Consider the following 16,417-nt stretch of genomic DNA (forward strand, 5'->3'; position numbering starts at 1 on the left):
AGTGTAGCTCATATTTTTTAATTTTTAGTTTGGTTAAGTTAGAAAGGGCGCACGGTGGATGCCTTGACACTAGGAGTCGATGAAGGACGGGACTAACGCCGATATGCTTCGGGGAGCTGTAAGTAAGCTTTGATCCGAAGATTTCCGAATGGGGAAACCCACCATACGTAATGGTATGGTATCCTTACCTGAATACATAGGGTAAGGAAGACAGACCCAGGGAACTGAAACATCTAAGTACCTGGAGGAAGAGAAAGCAAATGCGATTTCCTGAGTAGCGGCGAGCGAAACGGAACATAGCCCAAACCAAGAGGCTTGCCTCTTGGGGTTGTAGGACATTCTATACGGAGTTACAAAGGAACGAGGTAGACGAAGCGACCTGGAAAGGTCCGTCGTAGAGGGTAACAACCCCGTAGTCGAAACTTCGTTCTCTCTTGAATGTATCCTGAGTACGGCGGAACACGTGAAATTCCGTCGGAATCTGGGAGGACCATCTCCCAAGGCTAAATACTCCCTAGTGATCGATAGTGAACCAGTACCGTGAGGAAAGGTGAAAAGCACCCCGAAGGGGAGTGAAAGAGATCCTGAAACCGTGTGCCTACAAATAGTCAGAGCCCGTTAACGGGTGATGGCGTGCCTTTTGTAGAATGAACCGGCGAGTTACGATCCCGTGCGAGGTTAAGCTGAAGAGGCGGAGCCGCAGCGAAAGCGAGTCTGAATAGGGCGTTTAGTACGTGGTCGTAGACCCGAAACCAGGTGATCTACCCATGTCCAGGGTGAAGTTCAGGTAACACTGAATGGAGGCCCGAACCCACGCACGTTGAAAAGTGCGGGGATGAGGTGTGGGTAGCGGAGAAATTCCAATCGAACCTGGAGATAGCTGGTTCTCCCGAAATAGCTTTAGGGCTAGCCTTAAGTGTAAGAGTCTTGGAGGTAGAGCACTGATTGGACTAGGGGTCCTCATCGGATTACCGAATTCAGTCAAACTCCGAATGCCAATGACTTATCCTTAGGAGTCAGACTGCGAGTGATAAGATCCGTAGTCAAAAGGGAAACAGCCCAGACCGCCAGCTAAGGTCCCAAAGTGTGTATTAAGTGGAAAAGGATGTGGAGTTGCTTAGACAACTAGGATGTTGGCTTAGAAGCAGCCACCATTTAAAGAGTGCGTAATAGCTCACTAGTCGAGTGACTCTGCGCCGAAAATGTACCGGGGCTAAATACACCACCGAAGCTGCGGATTGATACCGAATGGTATCAGTGGTAGGGGAGCGTTCTAAGGACAGTGAAGTCAGACCGGAAGGACTGGTGGAGTGCTTAGAAGTGAGAATGCCGGTATGAGTAGCGAAAGACGGGTGAGAATCCCGTCCACCGAATGCCTAAGGTTTCCTGAGGAAGGCTCGTCCGCTCAGGGTTAGTCAGGACCTAAGCCGAGGCCGACAGGCGTAGGCGATGGACAACAGGTTGATATTCCTGTACCACCTCTTTATCGTTTGAGCAATGGAGGGACGCAGAAGGATAGAAGAAGCGTGCGATTGGTTGTGCACGTCCAAGCAGTTAGGCTGATAAGTAGGCAAATCCGCTTATCATAAAGGCTGAGCTGTGATGGGGAAGCTCCTTATGGAGCGAAGTCTTTGATTCCCCGCTGCCAAGAAAAGCTTCTAGCGAGATAAAAGGTGCCTGTACCGCAAACCGACACAGGTAGGCGAGGAGAGAATCCTAAGGTGTGCGAGAGAACTCTGGTTAAGGAACTCGGCAAAATGACCCCGTAACTTCGGGAGAAGGGGTGCTTTCTTAACGGAAAGCCGCAGTGAATAGGCCCAAGCGACTGTTTAGCAAAAACACAGCTCTCTGCGAAGCCGTAAGGCGAAGTATAGGGGGTGACACCTGCCCGGTGCTGGAAGGTTAAGGAGAGGGGTTAGCGTAAGCGAAGCTCTGAACTGAAGCCCCAGTAAACGGCGGCCGTAACTATAACGGTCCTAAGGTAGCGAAATTCCTTGTCGGGTAAGTTCCGACCCGCACGAAAGGTGTAACGATTTGGGCACTGTCTCAACCAGAGACTCGGTGAAATTATAGTACCTGTGAAGATGCAGGTTACCCGCGACAGGACGGAAAGACCCCGTGGAGCTTTACTGTAGCCTGATATTGAATTTTGGTACAGTTTGTACAGGATAGGCGGGAGCCATTGAAACCGGAGCGCTAGCTTCGGTGGAGGCGCTGGTGGGATACCGCCTGACTGTATTGAAATTCTAACCTACGGGTCTTATCGACCCGGGAGACAGTGTCAGGTGGGCAGTTTGACTGGGGCGGTCGCCTCCTAAAGTGTAACGGAGGCGCCCAAAGGTTCCCTCAGAATGGTTGGAAATCATTCGTAGAGTGCAAAGGCATAAGGGAGCTTGACTGCGAGACCTACAAGTCGAGCAGGGACGAAAGTCGGGCTTAGTGATCCGGTGGTTCCGCATGGAAGGGCCATCGCTCAACGGATAAAAGCTACCCCGGGATAACAGGCTTATCTCCCCCAAGAGTCCACATCGACGGGGAGGTTTGGCACCTCGATGTCGGCTCATCGCATCCTGGGGCTGTAGTCGGTCCCAAGGGTTGGGCTGTTCGCCCATTAAAGCGGTACGCGAGCTGGGTTCAGAACGTCGTGAGACAGTTCGGTCCCTATCCGTCGTGGGCGTAGGAAATTTGAGAGGAGCTGTCCTTAGTACGAGAGGACCGGGATGGACGCACCGCTGGTGTACCAGTTGTTCTGCCAAGGGCATAGCTGGGTAGCTATGTGCGGAAGGGATAAGTGCTGAAAGCATCTAAGCATGAAGCCCCCCTCAAGATGAGATTTCCCATAGCGTAAGCTAGTAAGATCCCTGAAAGATGATCAGGTTGATAGGTTCGAGGTGGAAGCATGGTGACATGTGGAGCTGACGAATACTAATAGATCGAGGACTTAACCATATAATATGTAGCAATGTTATCTAGTTTTGAAGGAATATGCATTAAAATTTCTTCTTGACATTTCGAAAGAAATGTTTATAATGATAAAAGTCTGGTAATGATGGCAGAGAGGTCACACCCGTTCCCATACCGAACACGGAAGTTAAGCTCTCTAGCGCCGATGGTAGTTGGGACCTTGTCCCTGTGAGAGTAGGACGTTGCCAGGCTAATATTATTCCGCAGTAGCTCAGTGGTAGAGCTATCGGCTGTTAACCGATCGGTCGTAGGTTCGAGTCCTACCTGCGGAGCCATTATGCTTCCATAGCTCAGCTGGTAGAGCACTTCCATGGTAAGGAAGAGGTCACCGGTTCAAGCCCGGTTGGAAGCTTGGGAATAGGTTTAAAACTTTTTTGGCCCGTTGGTCAAGTGGTTAAGACACCGCCCTTTCACGGCGGTAACACGGGTTCGAATCCCGTACGGGTCACCACTTTTGGAGGATTAGCTCAGCTGGGAGAGCACCTGCCTTACAAGCAGGGGGTCGGCGGTTCGATCCCGTCATCCTCCACCATATATATTTAAAATGTCGGAGGGGTAGCGAAGTGGCTAAACGCGGCGGACTGTAAATCCGCTCCTTCGGGTTCGGCAGTTCGAATCTGCCCCCCTCCACCATTTTCTTTAAAATAACCTGAGAGGGTTTATTTTTTTGAAAAGATAACCATACTAGTAAATATTAATGGGCTATAGCCAAGCGGTAAGGCAACGGACTTTGACTCCGTCATGCGCTGGTTCGAATCCAGCTAGCCCAGCCATTTACGAGCCATTAGCTCAGTTGGTAGAGCATCTGACTTTTAATCAGAGGGTCGAAGGTTCGAGTCCTTCATGGCTCATCATTTTTGCGGAAGTAGTTCAGTGGTAGAATACAACCTTGCCAAGGTTGGGGTCGCGGGTTCGAATCCCGTCTTCCGCTTAATTAAGGGGCCTTAGCTCAGCTGGGAGAGCGCCTGCCTTGCACGCAGGAGGTCAGCGGTTCGATCCCGCTAGGCTCCATCTAAATAAAAAAGCTTACATCATATGATGTAAGCTTTTTTTGTGTTCAAAAAGACAACTTTTATACTTGTCGTTTAAAATGAAGAAAACGTAAAAATAAGGGATGGGGAGATAATTGTGAAAGTTGTTATTGCATCTGATTCATATAAAGAAAGCCTAAAAGCTATAGAAGTATGTGGAGCTATTGAAAGAGGTTTTAGAGCAATTTTTCCTAATGCAGAGTATGTGAAAATACCAATTGGAGATGGAGGAGAAGGGACGGTTGAATCACTTGTTGATGCTACAGGGGGGAGAATTATATCAATTAGTGTGACAGGACCGCTTAGAGAAGGTATACAAGCTTTTTATGGCATTTCTAAAGATAAAAAGACAGCGTTTATTGAAATGGCAGCAGCATCAGGATTACAGCACGTTCCAGTTGAAAAGCGCAACCCACTTATTACAACGACAAAAGGAACAGGAGAACTTATATTACATGCGCTAGATCAAGGAGTGGAGTACATAATTTTAGGACTTGGAGGAAGTGCTACAAATGATGGTGGGACAGGTATGTTAGCAGCTTTAGGAGTAAGATTTATAAATGACAAGGGTGAAGTAATAGATCCATCTGGAGGCACATTACATTCGATTGTTGCTATTGATTTTTCACGAATGGACCCCCGCTTAAAGGGGGTAAAGATAGAAGCGGCATGTGATGTGGATAATCCATTAGTCGGAATGCAGGGAGCATCTTTCATATTTGGGAGACAAAAGGGTGCAAATGTAGAGATGATGAAAGAGCTAGATGAGAATTTACAACATTATGCGAATATGCTTAAACGATATGTATCTTTTGATGTATCTGAAATACCTGGTGCAGGGGCAGCGGGAGGAATGGGAGCGGCTGTTATTTCAGTGTTAAAGGGAGACTTGCGGAGGGGCATTGAAATTGTATTAGATTATACAAATTTCGATAAACATATAGAAGATGCAAATCTCATTATAACTGGTGAAGGTAGAATAGATAAACAAACTGCATATGGAAAGGCTCCTGTGGGTGTTGCGGGGCGTGCAAAACGTTTTTCTGTGCCTGTAATTGCTATTGGAGGGTCTGTATCACCTGATTATTCAGCTGTGTACGAGAAAGGAATAGATGCGGTATTTAGTATTACAACGAGACCGATGACACTAGAAGAAGCATATAAAGTAGCAGAAGAAAATATTGAAATGACAACAAAAAATATTGCAACAGTATGGAAAATAGCATCAGAAAAACACTTCTAAATGTAGGAGTGTTTTATTATTATTATTTAATAATAGTGATTGCGATTGTTTCATTAAGTTAACTTTATACATAGAATAGTTTTAAAATTTGGTTTTCAGTATGAATATAAGTGAATAAATTGTATATCCATACAGAAAAATGTCGAGTTGAGTCAGACTATATAAAAGATTTAAAATATTTAGTGAAGGCATAAAAGGGGGATACTATCTATGAAAAAAGAAATCTCAGTTATTGGAGTTCCAATGGATTTAGGACAGATGCGCCGTGGAGTTGATATGGGACCGAGCGCGATCCGTTATGCAGGGGTAATTGAAAGAATTGAAGAAATTGGATATGAAGTTAAAGATATGGGAGATATATGTATAGAGAGAGAAAAAGAGATAGATGAAAATACAAAATTAAGAAACCTTACACAAGTTGCAACTGTATGTAATGAATTAGCAAGTAAGGTGGATCATATTATAGAAGAAGGTCGTTTTCCACTTGTATTAGGTGGTGACCATAGTATTGCTATCGGTACATTAGCTGGTGTAGCAAAACATTATAAAAACTTAGGCGTTATTTGGTATGATGCACACGGTGATTTAAATACAGAGGAAACTTCACCATCTGGAAATATTCATGGTATGTCACTTGCAGCAAGTTTAGGTTATGGACATTCTTCACTTGTAGATTTATACGGAGCATATCCAAAGGTGAAAAAAGAGAATGTCGTAATTATCGGTGCGCGTGCATTGGATGAAGGAGAAAAAGATTTCATTCGCAATGAAGGTATTAAAGTGTTCTCAATGCATGAAATTGATCGTATGGGGATGACGGCTGTTATGGAAGAAACAATCGCATATTTATCTCATACTGATGGTGTACACTTATCATTAGATTTAGACGGTCTTGATCCTCATGATGCACCAGGTGTTGGAACGCCTGTAATTGGCGGTCTATCTTATCGTGAAAGTCATTTGGCGATGGAAATGTTAGCAGAAGCTGATATTATCACATCTGCTGAATTTGTTGAGGTAAATACGATTTTAGATGAGAGAAATAGAACGGCAACAACAGCAGTTGCTTTAATGGGTTCTTTATTCGGTGAAAAACTAAAATAAATGTAAGAAAAGCAACTGAGAAGTTGCTTTTTTTATTTGAAAATAGGCGTATAATAATGATTTATATTATACTGTACAATAAAAATGTTTGACATCTTACCAATTTGAGCTAAAGGGGGTTGTTTGTAATTGTCGTTTGTTTCATGTATGGTATAATTAACTAGTTGTTGGAAATACATACAGATAGAGCATAAAACAATATTTCAATATATGGATAGAATTGCTCGTAAGTAGGAGGAAGGGATAGCATGCCTTTTGAAGATACGACCATTTTGAAATATCTTAGTACGGCATTAGATATTGCCATTGTATGGTTTATTATATATAAGCTAATTCTTATAATCCGAGGGACGAAAGCTGTTCAACTTTTAAAAGGGATTACAGTTATTATCGTCGTTAAGATGATCAGTATTTTCCTTGAATTGCGTACGCTATCTTGGCTAACTGAACAAGTATTAACGTGGGGATTTTTAGCCGTTATTATTATCTTTCAGCCAGAATTGCGAAGAGCACTTGAGCAGCTAGGGCGCGGAAGCTTATTTTCGCGTGTTGGAACGCATGAGGATGATGAACCTGAAATGGTTGCAACAGCGATAGCAAAAGCAACCGAATATATGGGGAAACGTAGAATTGGTGCATTAATTACTTTGTCAAAAGAGACCGGTATGGGTGATTATGTGGAAACGGGTATTCCGCTGAATGCAAACGTATCATCGGAATTACTTATTAATATTTTTATTCCAAATACACCTCTTCATGACGGAGCGGTAATTATGCAAGGAAGTACAATTAAAGCAGCAGCATGCTATCTTCCATTATCAGAAAGTCCGTTTATTTCTAAAGAATTAGGAACTAGACATCGTGCTGCAATGGGAGTTAGTGAAGTTACTGATAGTATTACAGTAGTTGTGTCTGAAGAAACTGGTCAAATTTCTTTAACGAAAAATGGTAAGTTGCATCGTGATTTGAAGACAGAACAGCTGAAGGATATGTTATTAGCTGAATTTAGTGGAAACGAAAAAACGACTTCTTCGTCTTTATGGAATTGGAGGAGAAAGCGTCATGGATAAGTTAATGGAGAATCATTGGTTTTTAAAAGGGATCTCATTACTATTGGCGTGTATGCTTTTTATGTCAGCGACGTTAACTGAAAAAAATACGACATCAGGTATATTACCTTTTGCAAATGATACGAAAGAAACATTAACTAATTATGCTATTAATCTTAAGTATGATGAGGAGAAATATATTGTAAGTGGTATTCCAGCAGAGGGCGTTAAGGTGAAATTAGAAGGCCCAAAAGCATCAGTTGCTACAGCAAAAGCAAAAAAACAATTTGATATACCGATTGATTTGCGAGATAGTCCAAAAGGAACTTATGAGATTTCTTTAAAAACGAACGGGCTTCCAGATGATGTGAAAGGAACAGTTCAGCCATCAACAATTAAAGTTACTCTGCATGAAAAGGCGAGAAAATATGTTCATGTAGATCTGAAATTATCAAATGAGGATCAGATGCCAGCGGGGGCTACACTAGAAAAATCAAGCCTTAAACCGGATACTGTTGAGGTAGTTGGGACGAAAGAAGAAATTGAAAGTATTTCATCTGCCAAAGCGTATGTTGATTTAAAAGGTGTTAATAAAACTGTTACAAAAACGCCCGAAGTTACATTATACAATAAAGAAGGAAAACGTTTAAATGTAAGAACAAGTCCATCTAAGATTAGTGTAACGTTGAATGTGGCAATGCAAACTACAGCCAATAATACTGAAAAAACTGTTCCTGTAACGTATACGAAGAAGGGGAGTTTAGCAGAAGGATTGGCAGTTACAAATATCAGTGTTGAGCCGAGAGAAGTAACGATAGCAGGTCCAAAAGATATTTTGGATAATATACAATCGCTAGAGGGGGTCGAAGTAGATCTTAGTCAATTGACAGAGTCTACAACATTCGATGCCTCTGTTTTATTACCCAAGGGTGTAACAAGTGCAAAACCGAATCAAGTGAAGGTTTCGGTGGGAGTGCAAAAAACAAAACAAACGAAAACAAAAACGATTGATGGTATCCCAATCCAGAAAAATGGACTTTCTAAAGATGTTACTGCTCAGCTACTTTCGCCGCAAGATGGAAAGATAAGTGTTGATATTTCAGGAGAAGCAAGTATAGTAGATAAAATAACAGCTGCTCAAATAACAGCGGTAATTAATCTGCAAAATGTATCTCCAGGAACGAAAGATATTTCCATTCAAGTGAGTGGTCCTGGTAATATTTCAATAGAACCAAAACAAAAAAGTGCTAAAGTTACTATTGTGAAGAAAGAAAAACCAGATAAAGAAGTACAGGGTAACGGTCAACAACCGGATTCAAACACCGATCAAGAAAATCAAAATGAGAAACCAAAAAATCCTGAACCTGATTCAGAAAAAGAACAGGAAAAGAATCAAAACCAAAACCAAAATCAAAATCAAGATAAAGAAACGAGTCAAGAACCAACAGTAGATAATCACAATCAAAAAGAGCAAGAAAAAGGAGCGAATCATAATGGGTAAATATTTTGGTACAGATGGAGTACGCGGAGTTGCAAATAAGGAGTTAACACCTGAATTAGCTTTCAAAATTGGACGTTTTGGTGGTTATGTATTAACAAAAGATACAGATCGTCCAAAAGTAATCATCGGTCGTGATACACGTGTATCTGGCCATATGTTAGAAGGAGCTTTAGTAGCAGGGCTATTATCAACTGGAGCAGAAGTAATGCGCCTTGGCGTTATTTCTACACCGGGCGTTGCTTATTTAACAAAAGCACTAGACGCACAAGCGGGTGTTATGATTTCTGCATCTCATAATCCAGTACAAGATAACGGTATTAAATTCTTTGGTTCAGACGGCTTTAAATTAACAGATGAGCAAGAAGCTGAGATTGAAGCTTTATTAGACAAAGAAGTTGATGAACTACCACGTCCGACAGGTACTAATCTTGGACAAGTGAGCGATTACTTTGAAGGTGGACAAAAATATTTACAGTACATTAAACAAACTGTTGAAGAAGATTTCTCCGGCCTACATATCGCTTTAGATTGTGCACATGGTGCAACTTCTTCTCTAGCTCCATACTTATTTGCAGACCTAGAAGCTGATATTTCAACAATGGGAACTTCTCCAAATGGTATGAATATTAATGAAGGTGTAGGATCTACACATCCAGAAGGCTTAGCTGAATTGGTAAAAGAAAAAGGAGCGGATATCGGACTTGCTTTTGATGGCGATGGCGACCGTTTAATTGCTGTAGACGAAAAAGGAAACATCGTTGACGGTGATCAAATTATGTTCATTTGTGCGAAGTATATGAAAGAAACTGGTCAATTAAAACATAATACAGTTGTTTCAACTGTTATGAGTAACTTAGGTTTCTACAAAGCACTTGAAGCAAATAATATTACAAGTGATAAAACAGCAGTTGGTGACCGCTACGTAATGGAAGAAATGAAGCGCGGAGGTTACAACTTAGGTGGAGAACAATCAGGCCATATTATCTTACTTGATTACATTACAACTGGTGATGGAATGTTAAGTGCACTTCAACTTGTAAACATCATGAAAATGACGAAAAAGCCATTATCTGAGCTTGCAGGAGAAATGACGAAATTCCCACAATTGCTAGTAAACGTTCGTGTAACAGATAAAAAATTAGCATTAGAAAACGAAAAAATTAAAGAAATTATTCGTGTTGTAGAGGAAGAAATGAACGGTGATGGCCGTATTCTTGTTCGTCCATCTGGAACAGAGCCACTTATTCGTGTAATGGCAGAAGCACCAACACAAGAAGTTTGTGATGCATATGTACATCGCATTGTAGAAGTTGTGAAAGCTGAAGTTGGCGCTGAATAATTAGCTGAATTTATATGAAAAAGGAGCACAAAAAGTGTTCCTTTTTCATATGTTTTATAGACAATGAAAAAAATTTCATTGACGGTTTATCCATGTTTGTTATAAGATGGTCTTGTTCTTTTTCTCAAAGGAAATATTGTAAATTATAAAAGCGCCAGAACTACAAATAGTGTAGTTGACGAGGTGGGGTTTATCGAGATTTCGGCGGATGACTCCCGGTTGTTCATCACAACCGCAAGCTTTTACTTAAATCATTAAGGTGACTTAGTGGACAAAGGTGAAAGTGTGATGAGAGAAGAGGAACGGATGAAAACTAGCTGTATAAGTATATACGGACTTAAACCCAATCGAGAGGAAGGTGAAAGCCGTTACAAGCTTACAGGGCTAGCAATATGTAATCCGTTTTTTAGTATAAATAAAAATGGTATCGGACTATGTCGTTACATGTTCGCAGAGCAGTGTAAGCATTTGTAACGGCGACTAAACATGTGTGGAATCGTAGGATTTATTGGAGAGCAAGATGCAAAGGAAATTTTATTAAAAGGTTTAGAAAAGCTAGAATATCGTGGATATGATTCAGCAGGTATTGCAGTACAAGCAGAGAACGGTGTTGTTGTATACAAAGAAAAAGGCCGTATCGCAAAACTTCGTGAAATCGTAGATGAGAACGTAGCAGCAAGCGTAGGTATCGGACACACACGCTGGGCTACACACGGTGTTCCAAGTAAAGTAAACGCGCATCCGCATCAAAGTACATCAAAACGCTTTACATTAGTTCATAACGGTGTAATTGAAAACTATGAATTAGTGAAAAAGGAATATTTACAAGATGTAACGTTCGTAAGTGAAACAGATACAGAGGTTATCGTACAGCTTATGGAACAACAAGTGAGCACAGGATTAAGTGTAGAAGAAGCGTTCCGTAATACACTATCTCTTTTACATGGCTCTTATGCAATCGGATTACTTGATGCTGAAAATCCAAACATGATTTATGTTGCTAAAAACAAAAGCCCGCTATTAGTAGGTGTTGGTGACAACTTTAATGTTGTGGCAAGCGACGCTATGGCGATGTTACAAGTTACAGATCAATTTATTGAGTTAATGGATAAAGAAATCGTAATTGTAACGAAAGAAAGTATTACAATTAAAAACTTACAAGGTGAAACGATTGAACGTGCACCGTTTACAGCGGAATTAGACGCAAGTGATATTGAAAAGGGAACATATCCTCATTTCATGCTTAAAGAAATCGATGAGCAACCACTTGTAATCCGTAATATAATTCAAAAGTATCAAGATGAAAATGGCGAAATTGAATTAAATCAAGACATCCGCAATGCGATTTTAGATAGCGATCGTATTTACATCATTGCATGTGGAACGAGTTATCATGCAGGTCTTGTTGGAAAACAATTTATCGAGAAGTTTGCAAAAATGCCAGTTGAAGTACACGTGGCAAGTGAATTCTCTTATAACATGCCATTATTAACAGAAAGACCATTCTTCATTTACATTTCACAAAGTGGTGAAACAGCTGATAGCCGTGCAGTACTTGTGCAAACAAATGAAATGGGCCATAAAGCCTTAACAATTACAAACGTGCCTGGTTCTACACTTTCTCGTGAAGCTGATTATACACTTCCGTTATACGCTGGACCAGAAATTGCAGTTGCATCAACGAAAGCTTACACAGCACAGCTTGCAGTACTTTCAATTTTAGCAGCTGATATTGCTAAAGCAAAAGGTGAAGTTCTTGATTTCGATTTAACACACGAACTAGGACTTGTAGCAAATGCAATGATAGAACTTTGTGATCAAAAAGAAGAAATGGACGCATTAGCAAAACAATTTTTAGCAACAACGCGTAACTGTTTCTTCATCGGACGTAGCGTAGACTTCTACGTAGGATTAGAAGGCGCGTTAAAACTAAAAGAAATCTCTTACATCCAAGCAGAAGGATTCGCTGGAGGAGAGTTAAAACACGGTACAATCGCTTTAATTGAAAATGGTACACCAGTTATTGCACTTGCTACACAAGAGCACGTAAACCTTGGAATTCGTGGTAACGTGAAAGAAGTAGTAGCACGCGGAGCTAACCCATGTATCATCTCAATGAAAGGCTTAGAAATGGAAGGTGACAGCTTCGTATTACCAGCTGTACACGAAGCACTAGCACCGCTAGTAGCAGTTATTCCATTACAACTTATCTCATACTACGCAGCACTTCACCGCGAGTGTGACGTTGATAAGCCACGTAACTTAGCTAAGTCTGTTACTGTTGAGTAGGTCGTTGGTAGGTTAATAAATATAGTATGCGTTTGAAATAAATTTTGATAGTTTATAAAAAGTCTGATCGTTTATAATAAATTAAAACTAAGAAAAAAACTCTGTAAAAATCATTTTACAGAGTTTTTTTTAGTTATTTATTGTTTTACATAACAAATTGTTACTTGTTCGTCTATGTGGAAAATCTGTAATGCTTTACCATCTAAATTTTTAACCTCATATGATGAATAAATAGGTCTTTCCAATTTCACTTCTTGACCATTTTGAGTTCCTTTTTCCACCATTAGCGTTAACTGATGGGAAGAAACGTCTGCTTGGTATGTTCCTGTTAAGTAATTATCTTTATTTGGATAAGAACCATTTGCATATGTTTCAAATGTCTTATCTGCTTTTAGGACTAACGTAGTTTTGACTCCGTCTCCGTAATCAATACCCCAATTACCTACAAGCTCTGTACCGTCTTTATAGTTGTTCTGTACATTCTTAAACTTAGCGGAATCCTCGTCTGGTGTATCAATTTTTCCTTTGAATATACCAGTTTTATCTTGGGTACTGTATGTTTTAACTGTATTACCACTAGATAAACTCGGTGAGTTAGAAGAACTAGTACCACTTGTTGTAGAAGTAGTTGTTGAACCACCCTTAGCTTCCGCTTTTAACTTATCAAATACAGGTTTCCAAATGCGTTTTGCTTCATCTAATTTATTGTTTGCTTTATCTATGATTGCATCATCCGTATCTTTAAGTGTTTTAGAGTAATCAAATAACTTCGATACTTCTTTGAAAGACTCTTTTAACTTTTGAACAGCTTTTACAATTTCCTTATGGTCTTCCTTGTATTTTCCTGGTGCATCTATACGCTCTATTTTATTAAATACTTTATCTAAGTCTTTAATACTATCTCGTACCTCTTCATTTGACTTACTTCCCTTTTTATTATCCCTTACAGAAGCATCATAGTAATCTAGACGTCTTAATAAGTCTTCTTCAATGTCTACCATAAGTTGTGGGTAATCCTCAGGTAAAACCATAATCATCTTAACATCTTTACTTTCTTCTTTCGAGTTAGTTGATTTTTCCTTTGTTTCAGATGATTTACTTTCTGACTTAGTTGAACTTGTTCCTTCTGTCGTAGTTTCTTTACTTTCTTGTTTACCAGATTCAGCATTTGTTTTTTCTTTTTCTCCAAATAAACTAGTTACACTACAAGCTGACATAGAAACTACTAATCCGGATGCTAGTAAAATTTTACCTGTACTCTTTTTGAAATTCTTCATATGATTTTTCAATTCTCCCTCTAAAAACATAAAATAGATGTGCTTTAGCCCCTTTAAAACTAAAAAACATACCCCTTCTATATTTATTTTATAATACCTTTCTATGTGTAATATTTTACAATTAATTACAGATGCAGTCAAAGTTTATCTTAGTTTAACGATGTTCATAAAAAAGATGCGAAGCTTTATTCCTTCAAGTAAAGATTCTAAGTGAGTTTTGATTAAAATTTTTTTATAAAAATCTCATACTTAGTTAAAAAGAGTAATTCTATTTTGATCAATCGTTTTTTCAAAATGGATTTTTTTGTTGTTAAATAAAGATTTGTGACTTCATTTTTATCAAATTTTATTCCAAACCAACATATAGTTATAGCTTTAAAATAAACTTACAAATTTGTATCTAAAAGGGGTGTTTTTGTGTCGAAAAAGAACATCTAGAATTGGTAAGCGGATAGAACCCTATAGATTAAAGTTTTACTTTATCGAATTCACTTTTATTTATCTGAATTTTCCATTATCATTTTAAGTATTCGTGAACAATTTCCTTTATTACGACAAAAAGAGACGAGAGATTTATGGACATTTCAAGGGGGTATATTGATTAAAGTGAATGAAAAAACATATTTAAGTATAGAAGAGATTATTTCATTACCAACCTTATCAAGTACAAACATAAGTGATGATGGTAAAAACGTAGCATTTGTTAAGAAGACGGCTGATTGGAAAGAAAATACATATAGGAATCATGTATGGATATATGAAAAAGATAAGAAGCAGAGTTACCCATTATCAAATGGGGATATAGATAGTACACACCCATTATGGTCTCCAGATGCTAGGTGTATCGCATATCTTAGTCCAGTTGGTGATGGGAAAAATCAGATATTTGTTAAGTCACTAGATGGTTATAGAGAGGTTCAAATTACTGATGAGAAAGAAGGAGTCAGTACATTCAAATGGGGTCCTACTGGCAAGGGTCTTTATTATGTTACGCAGTCAAAAGAATGTGAGGAGATAAAGAAACGTAAGGACCTATATGGAGATTTTCAACATATAGGTAAGGAACACCAGAATAATTGTTTATATTACATTGAAATAGAAAAGGTGATACAAAGTGATACAGATGAACACGAGAACAGAGTTGTTTATCAATTAACGGATGGTAAGGATTTTCATATCCATGAATTTGATATTTCAAATGATGGTAAAAAGGTTGTATTTATGGCGACACCAAGCTCAAATATGGAAGATTATATAAATGGAGATCTATACATACTCCATATTAAAGCTGGAGAGCTACAAAAGCTGAATGTGAATAAGTTGTTGGGAGGGAGTGTTTGCTTTTCTCCTGACGGCAGTAAAATATGTTACACAGCAAGCATAAGAGAGAAGGATTACTATAGAAACCATATACAAGATAGTACGTTAGAGATATATGATATAAATACCGGAGAGCTAATTCAACTTTTAACAGATTTTGATAGTACGGTTATGCCATTACAGTGGACAGCTAAAGGGGTTTTAATTAGGTGGCAGAATAAAACGAATTATCTTATTGGATTGCTAGCCGAAGATGGCACTGTGGAAATATTAAGCGAAAAAGTAGATGGCTTTATAATGGATGCTTCTATAACAAAGGATGGCAAACATATATCCTACAATAAGGCAATAACAAATGAAACCTTTGAAATCTATTTAGACGATAAAAAAATAACGAATGAAAATAGCTTTTTCAAAGGGAAACTTAGAAGTAACAGGGAAATCATCTCATGGAAAAGTAGCGATGATCTTGAAATAGAAGGTGTTTTATCAACGCCAGTAGAGTTTGACACTAATAAAAAATATCCTTTATTAGTAGTAATTCACGGCGGTCCGGCTTGGGCATCTTTTCCGATATTTTCAGACTGCTTCAATGAGAAATATCCGATTGAACAGTTTATTGAAAAAGGCTTTATCGTTTTAGAACCAAATTACAGAGGAAGTTCAGGTTATGGTAATGAATTTTTAAAAGCTAACTATAGAAAACAGGGGATTGCTGACTACGATGATGTTATATCTGGAGTGGATGAACTAGTAGAAAAAGGGATGGTAGACAAGGATAGGGTAGGAGTTATGGGATGGAGCAACGGTGGATATGTATCAGCTTTCTGTTCTACATTTAGTAGTCGATTTAAAGCTATTTCAGTTGGCGGTGGAATCACTAACTGGAGTACCCATTATGTAAATACAGATATACCTTACTTTATTAGAATGTATTTAGGAAATACTCCATGGAATGATCCAGAGATATATACGAAGACATCACCTATGACGTATATTAAATCAGCTTGTACGCCTACCTTAATTCAACATGGGGAAAAGGATGCAAGAATTCCAATTACAAATGCATATGATCTATATCAAGGATTAATGGATATGGAAGTTGATACAGAATTAATTATATTTAAAGGAATGGCATATAGTTCTGACCAACCAGGAGTTCATGTAGCTATTATGAAGCAGAACTTGATGTGGTTTTCACACTATATTCTTGGAGAGAGTATGGAGGGTTTTAGGACTTTGTAATGGGTGTTTGTACAAGACATAAGGTTGAAACGGTCTTCATATTGAGATGATTTAT

The 16,417-nt window shown here is 39.2% G+C and carries 9 protein-coding genes, 9 tRNA genes and 2 rRNA genes; 19 read left to right on the forward strand and 1 reads right to left on the reverse strand.

Annotated features, from left to right (window positions below; genetic code table 11):
• Nucleotides 1–31: 31 nt before the first annotated feature.
• The 18 genes from AXW78_RS00880 (at nucleotide 32) to glmS (ending at nucleotide 12,520) form a co-directional block, all read left to right on the forward strand.
• A 23S ribosomal RNA gene (locus AXW78_RS00880) occupies nucleotides 32–2,949 on the forward strand.
• Between the two features lie 90 nt (nucleotides 2,950–3,039).
• A 5S ribosomal RNA gene (gene rrf, locus AXW78_RS00885) occupies nucleotides 3,040–3,155 on the forward strand.
• A gap of 9 nt (nucleotides 3,156–3,164) precedes the next feature.
• Nucleotides 3,165–3,239, forward strand: a tRNA-Asn gene (locus AXW78_RS00890).
• 4 nt (nucleotides 3,240–3,243) lie between these two features.
• Nucleotides 3,244–3,316 (forward strand) — tRNA-Thr (locus tag AXW78_RS00895).
• 24 nt (nucleotides 3,317–3,340) lie between these two features.
• Nucleotides 3,341–3,415, forward strand: a tRNA-Glu gene (locus AXW78_RS00900).
• A gap of 5 nt (nucleotides 3,416–3,420) precedes the next feature.
• Nucleotides 3,421–3,496, forward strand: a tRNA-Val gene (locus AXW78_RS00905).
• Nucleotides 3,497–3,513: 17 nt separating this feature from the next.
• Nucleotides 3,514–3,597 (forward strand) — tRNA-Tyr (locus AXW78_RS00910).
• A 65-nt stretch (nucleotides 3,598–3,662) separates the two neighbouring features.
• Nucleotides 3,663–3,737, forward strand: a tRNA-Gln gene (locus tag AXW78_RS00915).
• Between the two features lie 5 nt (nucleotides 3,738–3,742).
• A tRNA-Lys gene (locus tag AXW78_RS00920) sits at nucleotides 3,743–3,815 on the forward strand.
• An 8-nt stretch (nucleotides 3,816–3,823) separates the two neighbouring features.
• A tRNA-Gly gene (locus AXW78_RS00925) sits at nucleotides 3,824–3,895 on the forward strand.
• 7 nt (nucleotides 3,896–3,902) lie between these two features.
• Nucleotides 3,903–3,975 (forward strand) — tRNA-Ala (locus AXW78_RS00930).
• Nucleotides 3,976–4,092: 117 nt separating this feature from the next.
• Nucleotides 4,093–5,238, forward strand: coding sequence for a glycerate kinase (locus AXW78_RS00935; protein ID WP_000869591.1), 1,146 nt, complete (start codon nucleotides 4,093–4,095; stop codon nucleotides 5,236–5,238).
• Nucleotides 5,239–5,448: 210 nt separating this feature from the next.
• Nucleotides 5,449–6,342, forward strand: coding sequence for an arginase (gene rocF / locus AXW78_RS00940; RefSeq protein ID WP_000711575.1), 894 nt, complete (start codon nucleotides 5,449–5,451; stop codon nucleotides 6,340–6,342).
• 248 nt (nucleotides 6,343–6,590) lie between these two features.
• A complete protein-coding gene (gene cdaA, locus AXW78_RS00945; protein WP_001115697.1) occupies nucleotides 6,591–7,412 on the forward strand; it encodes a diadenylate cyclase CdaA in 822 nt (273 codons plus the stop codon).
• A complete protein-coding gene (locus AXW78_RS00950; RefSeq protein ID WP_000359592.1) occupies nucleotides 7,405–8,892 on the forward strand; it encodes a CdaR family protein in 1,488 nt (495 codons plus the stop codon). The genes cdaA and AXW78_RS00950 overlap by 8 nt, the downstream gene beginning before the upstream one ends.
• Nucleotides 8,885–10,231: a phosphoglucosamine mutase gene (glmM, locus tag AXW78_RS00955; RefSeq protein ID WP_000521476.1), complete on the forward strand. Its 1,347-nt coding sequence runs from the start codon at nucleotides 8,885–8,887 to the stop codon at nucleotides 10,229–10,231. Before AXW78_RS00950 ends, glmM begins: the two co-directional genes overlap by 8 nt.
• Before the next feature lie 288 nt (nucleotides 10,232–10,519).
• Complete coding sequence (locus tag AXW78_RS00960; protein ID WP_001206405.1) at nucleotides 10,520–10,705, forward strand: hypothetical protein; 186 nt, start codon at nucleotides 10,520–10,522, stop codon at nucleotides 10,703–10,705.
• A gap of 12 nt (nucleotides 10,706–10,717) precedes the next feature.
• Nucleotides 10,718–12,520: a glutamine--fructose-6-phosphate transaminase (isomerizing) gene (gene glmS, locus AXW78_RS00965; RefSeq protein ID WP_000334163.1), complete on the forward strand. Its 1,803-nt coding sequence runs from the start codon at nucleotides 10,718–10,720 to the stop codon at nucleotides 12,518–12,520.
• A 137-nt stretch (nucleotides 12,521–12,657) separates the two neighbouring features.
• On the opposite strand, the gene AXW78_RS00970 is transcribed toward glmS, so the two are convergent.
• Nucleotides 12,658–13,809 carry a DUF3994 domain-containing protein gene (locus AXW78_RS00970; RefSeq protein WP_002163817.1) on the reverse strand — a complete coding sequence of 384 codons (1,152 nt, stop codon included), beginning with the start codon at nucleotides 13,807–13,809 and terminating at the stop codon, nucleotides 12,658–12,660.
• A gap of 588 nt (nucleotides 13,810–14,397) precedes the next feature.
• Between AXW78_RS00970 and AXW78_RS00975 the strand changes: the two genes are divergently transcribed.
• Nucleotides 14,398–16,362 carry a S9 family peptidase gene (locus tag AXW78_RS00975; protein ID WP_033672941.1) on the forward strand — a complete coding sequence of 655 codons (1,965 nt, stop codon included), beginning with the start codon at nucleotides 14,398–14,400 and terminating at the stop codon, nucleotides 16,360–16,362.
• Nucleotides 16,363–16,417: the final 55 nt, after the last annotated feature.

The organism is Bacillus thuringiensis (assembly GCF_001595725.1).
Lineage (GTDB): Bacteria > Bacillota > Bacilli > Bacillales > Bacillaceae_G > Bacillus_A > Bacillus_A thuringiensis_K.

Coding starts and splice junctions, on each gene's coding strand:
- rocF (WP_000711575.1), top strand. CDS start 5,449: ATGAAAAAAGAAATCTCAGTTATTGGAGTTCCAATGGATTTAGGACAG.
- cdaA (WP_001115697.1), top strand. CDS start 6,591: ATGCCTTTTGAAGATACGACCATTTTGAAATATCTTAGTACGGCATTA.
- AXW78_RS00950 (WP_000359592.1), top strand. CDS start 7,405: ATGGATAAGTTAATGGAGAATCATTGGTTTTTAAAAGGGATCTCATTA.
- glmM (WP_000521476.1), top strand. CDS start 8,885: ATGGGTAAATATTTTGGTACAGATGGAGTACGCGGAGTTGCAAATAAG.
- AXW78_RS00960 (WP_001206405.1), top strand. CDS start 10,520: ATGAGAGAAGAGGAACGGATGAAAACTAGCTGTATAAGTATATACGGA.
- glmS (WP_000334163.1), top strand. CDS start 10,718: ATGTGTGGAATCGTAGGATTTATTGGAGAGCAAGATGCAAAGGAAATT.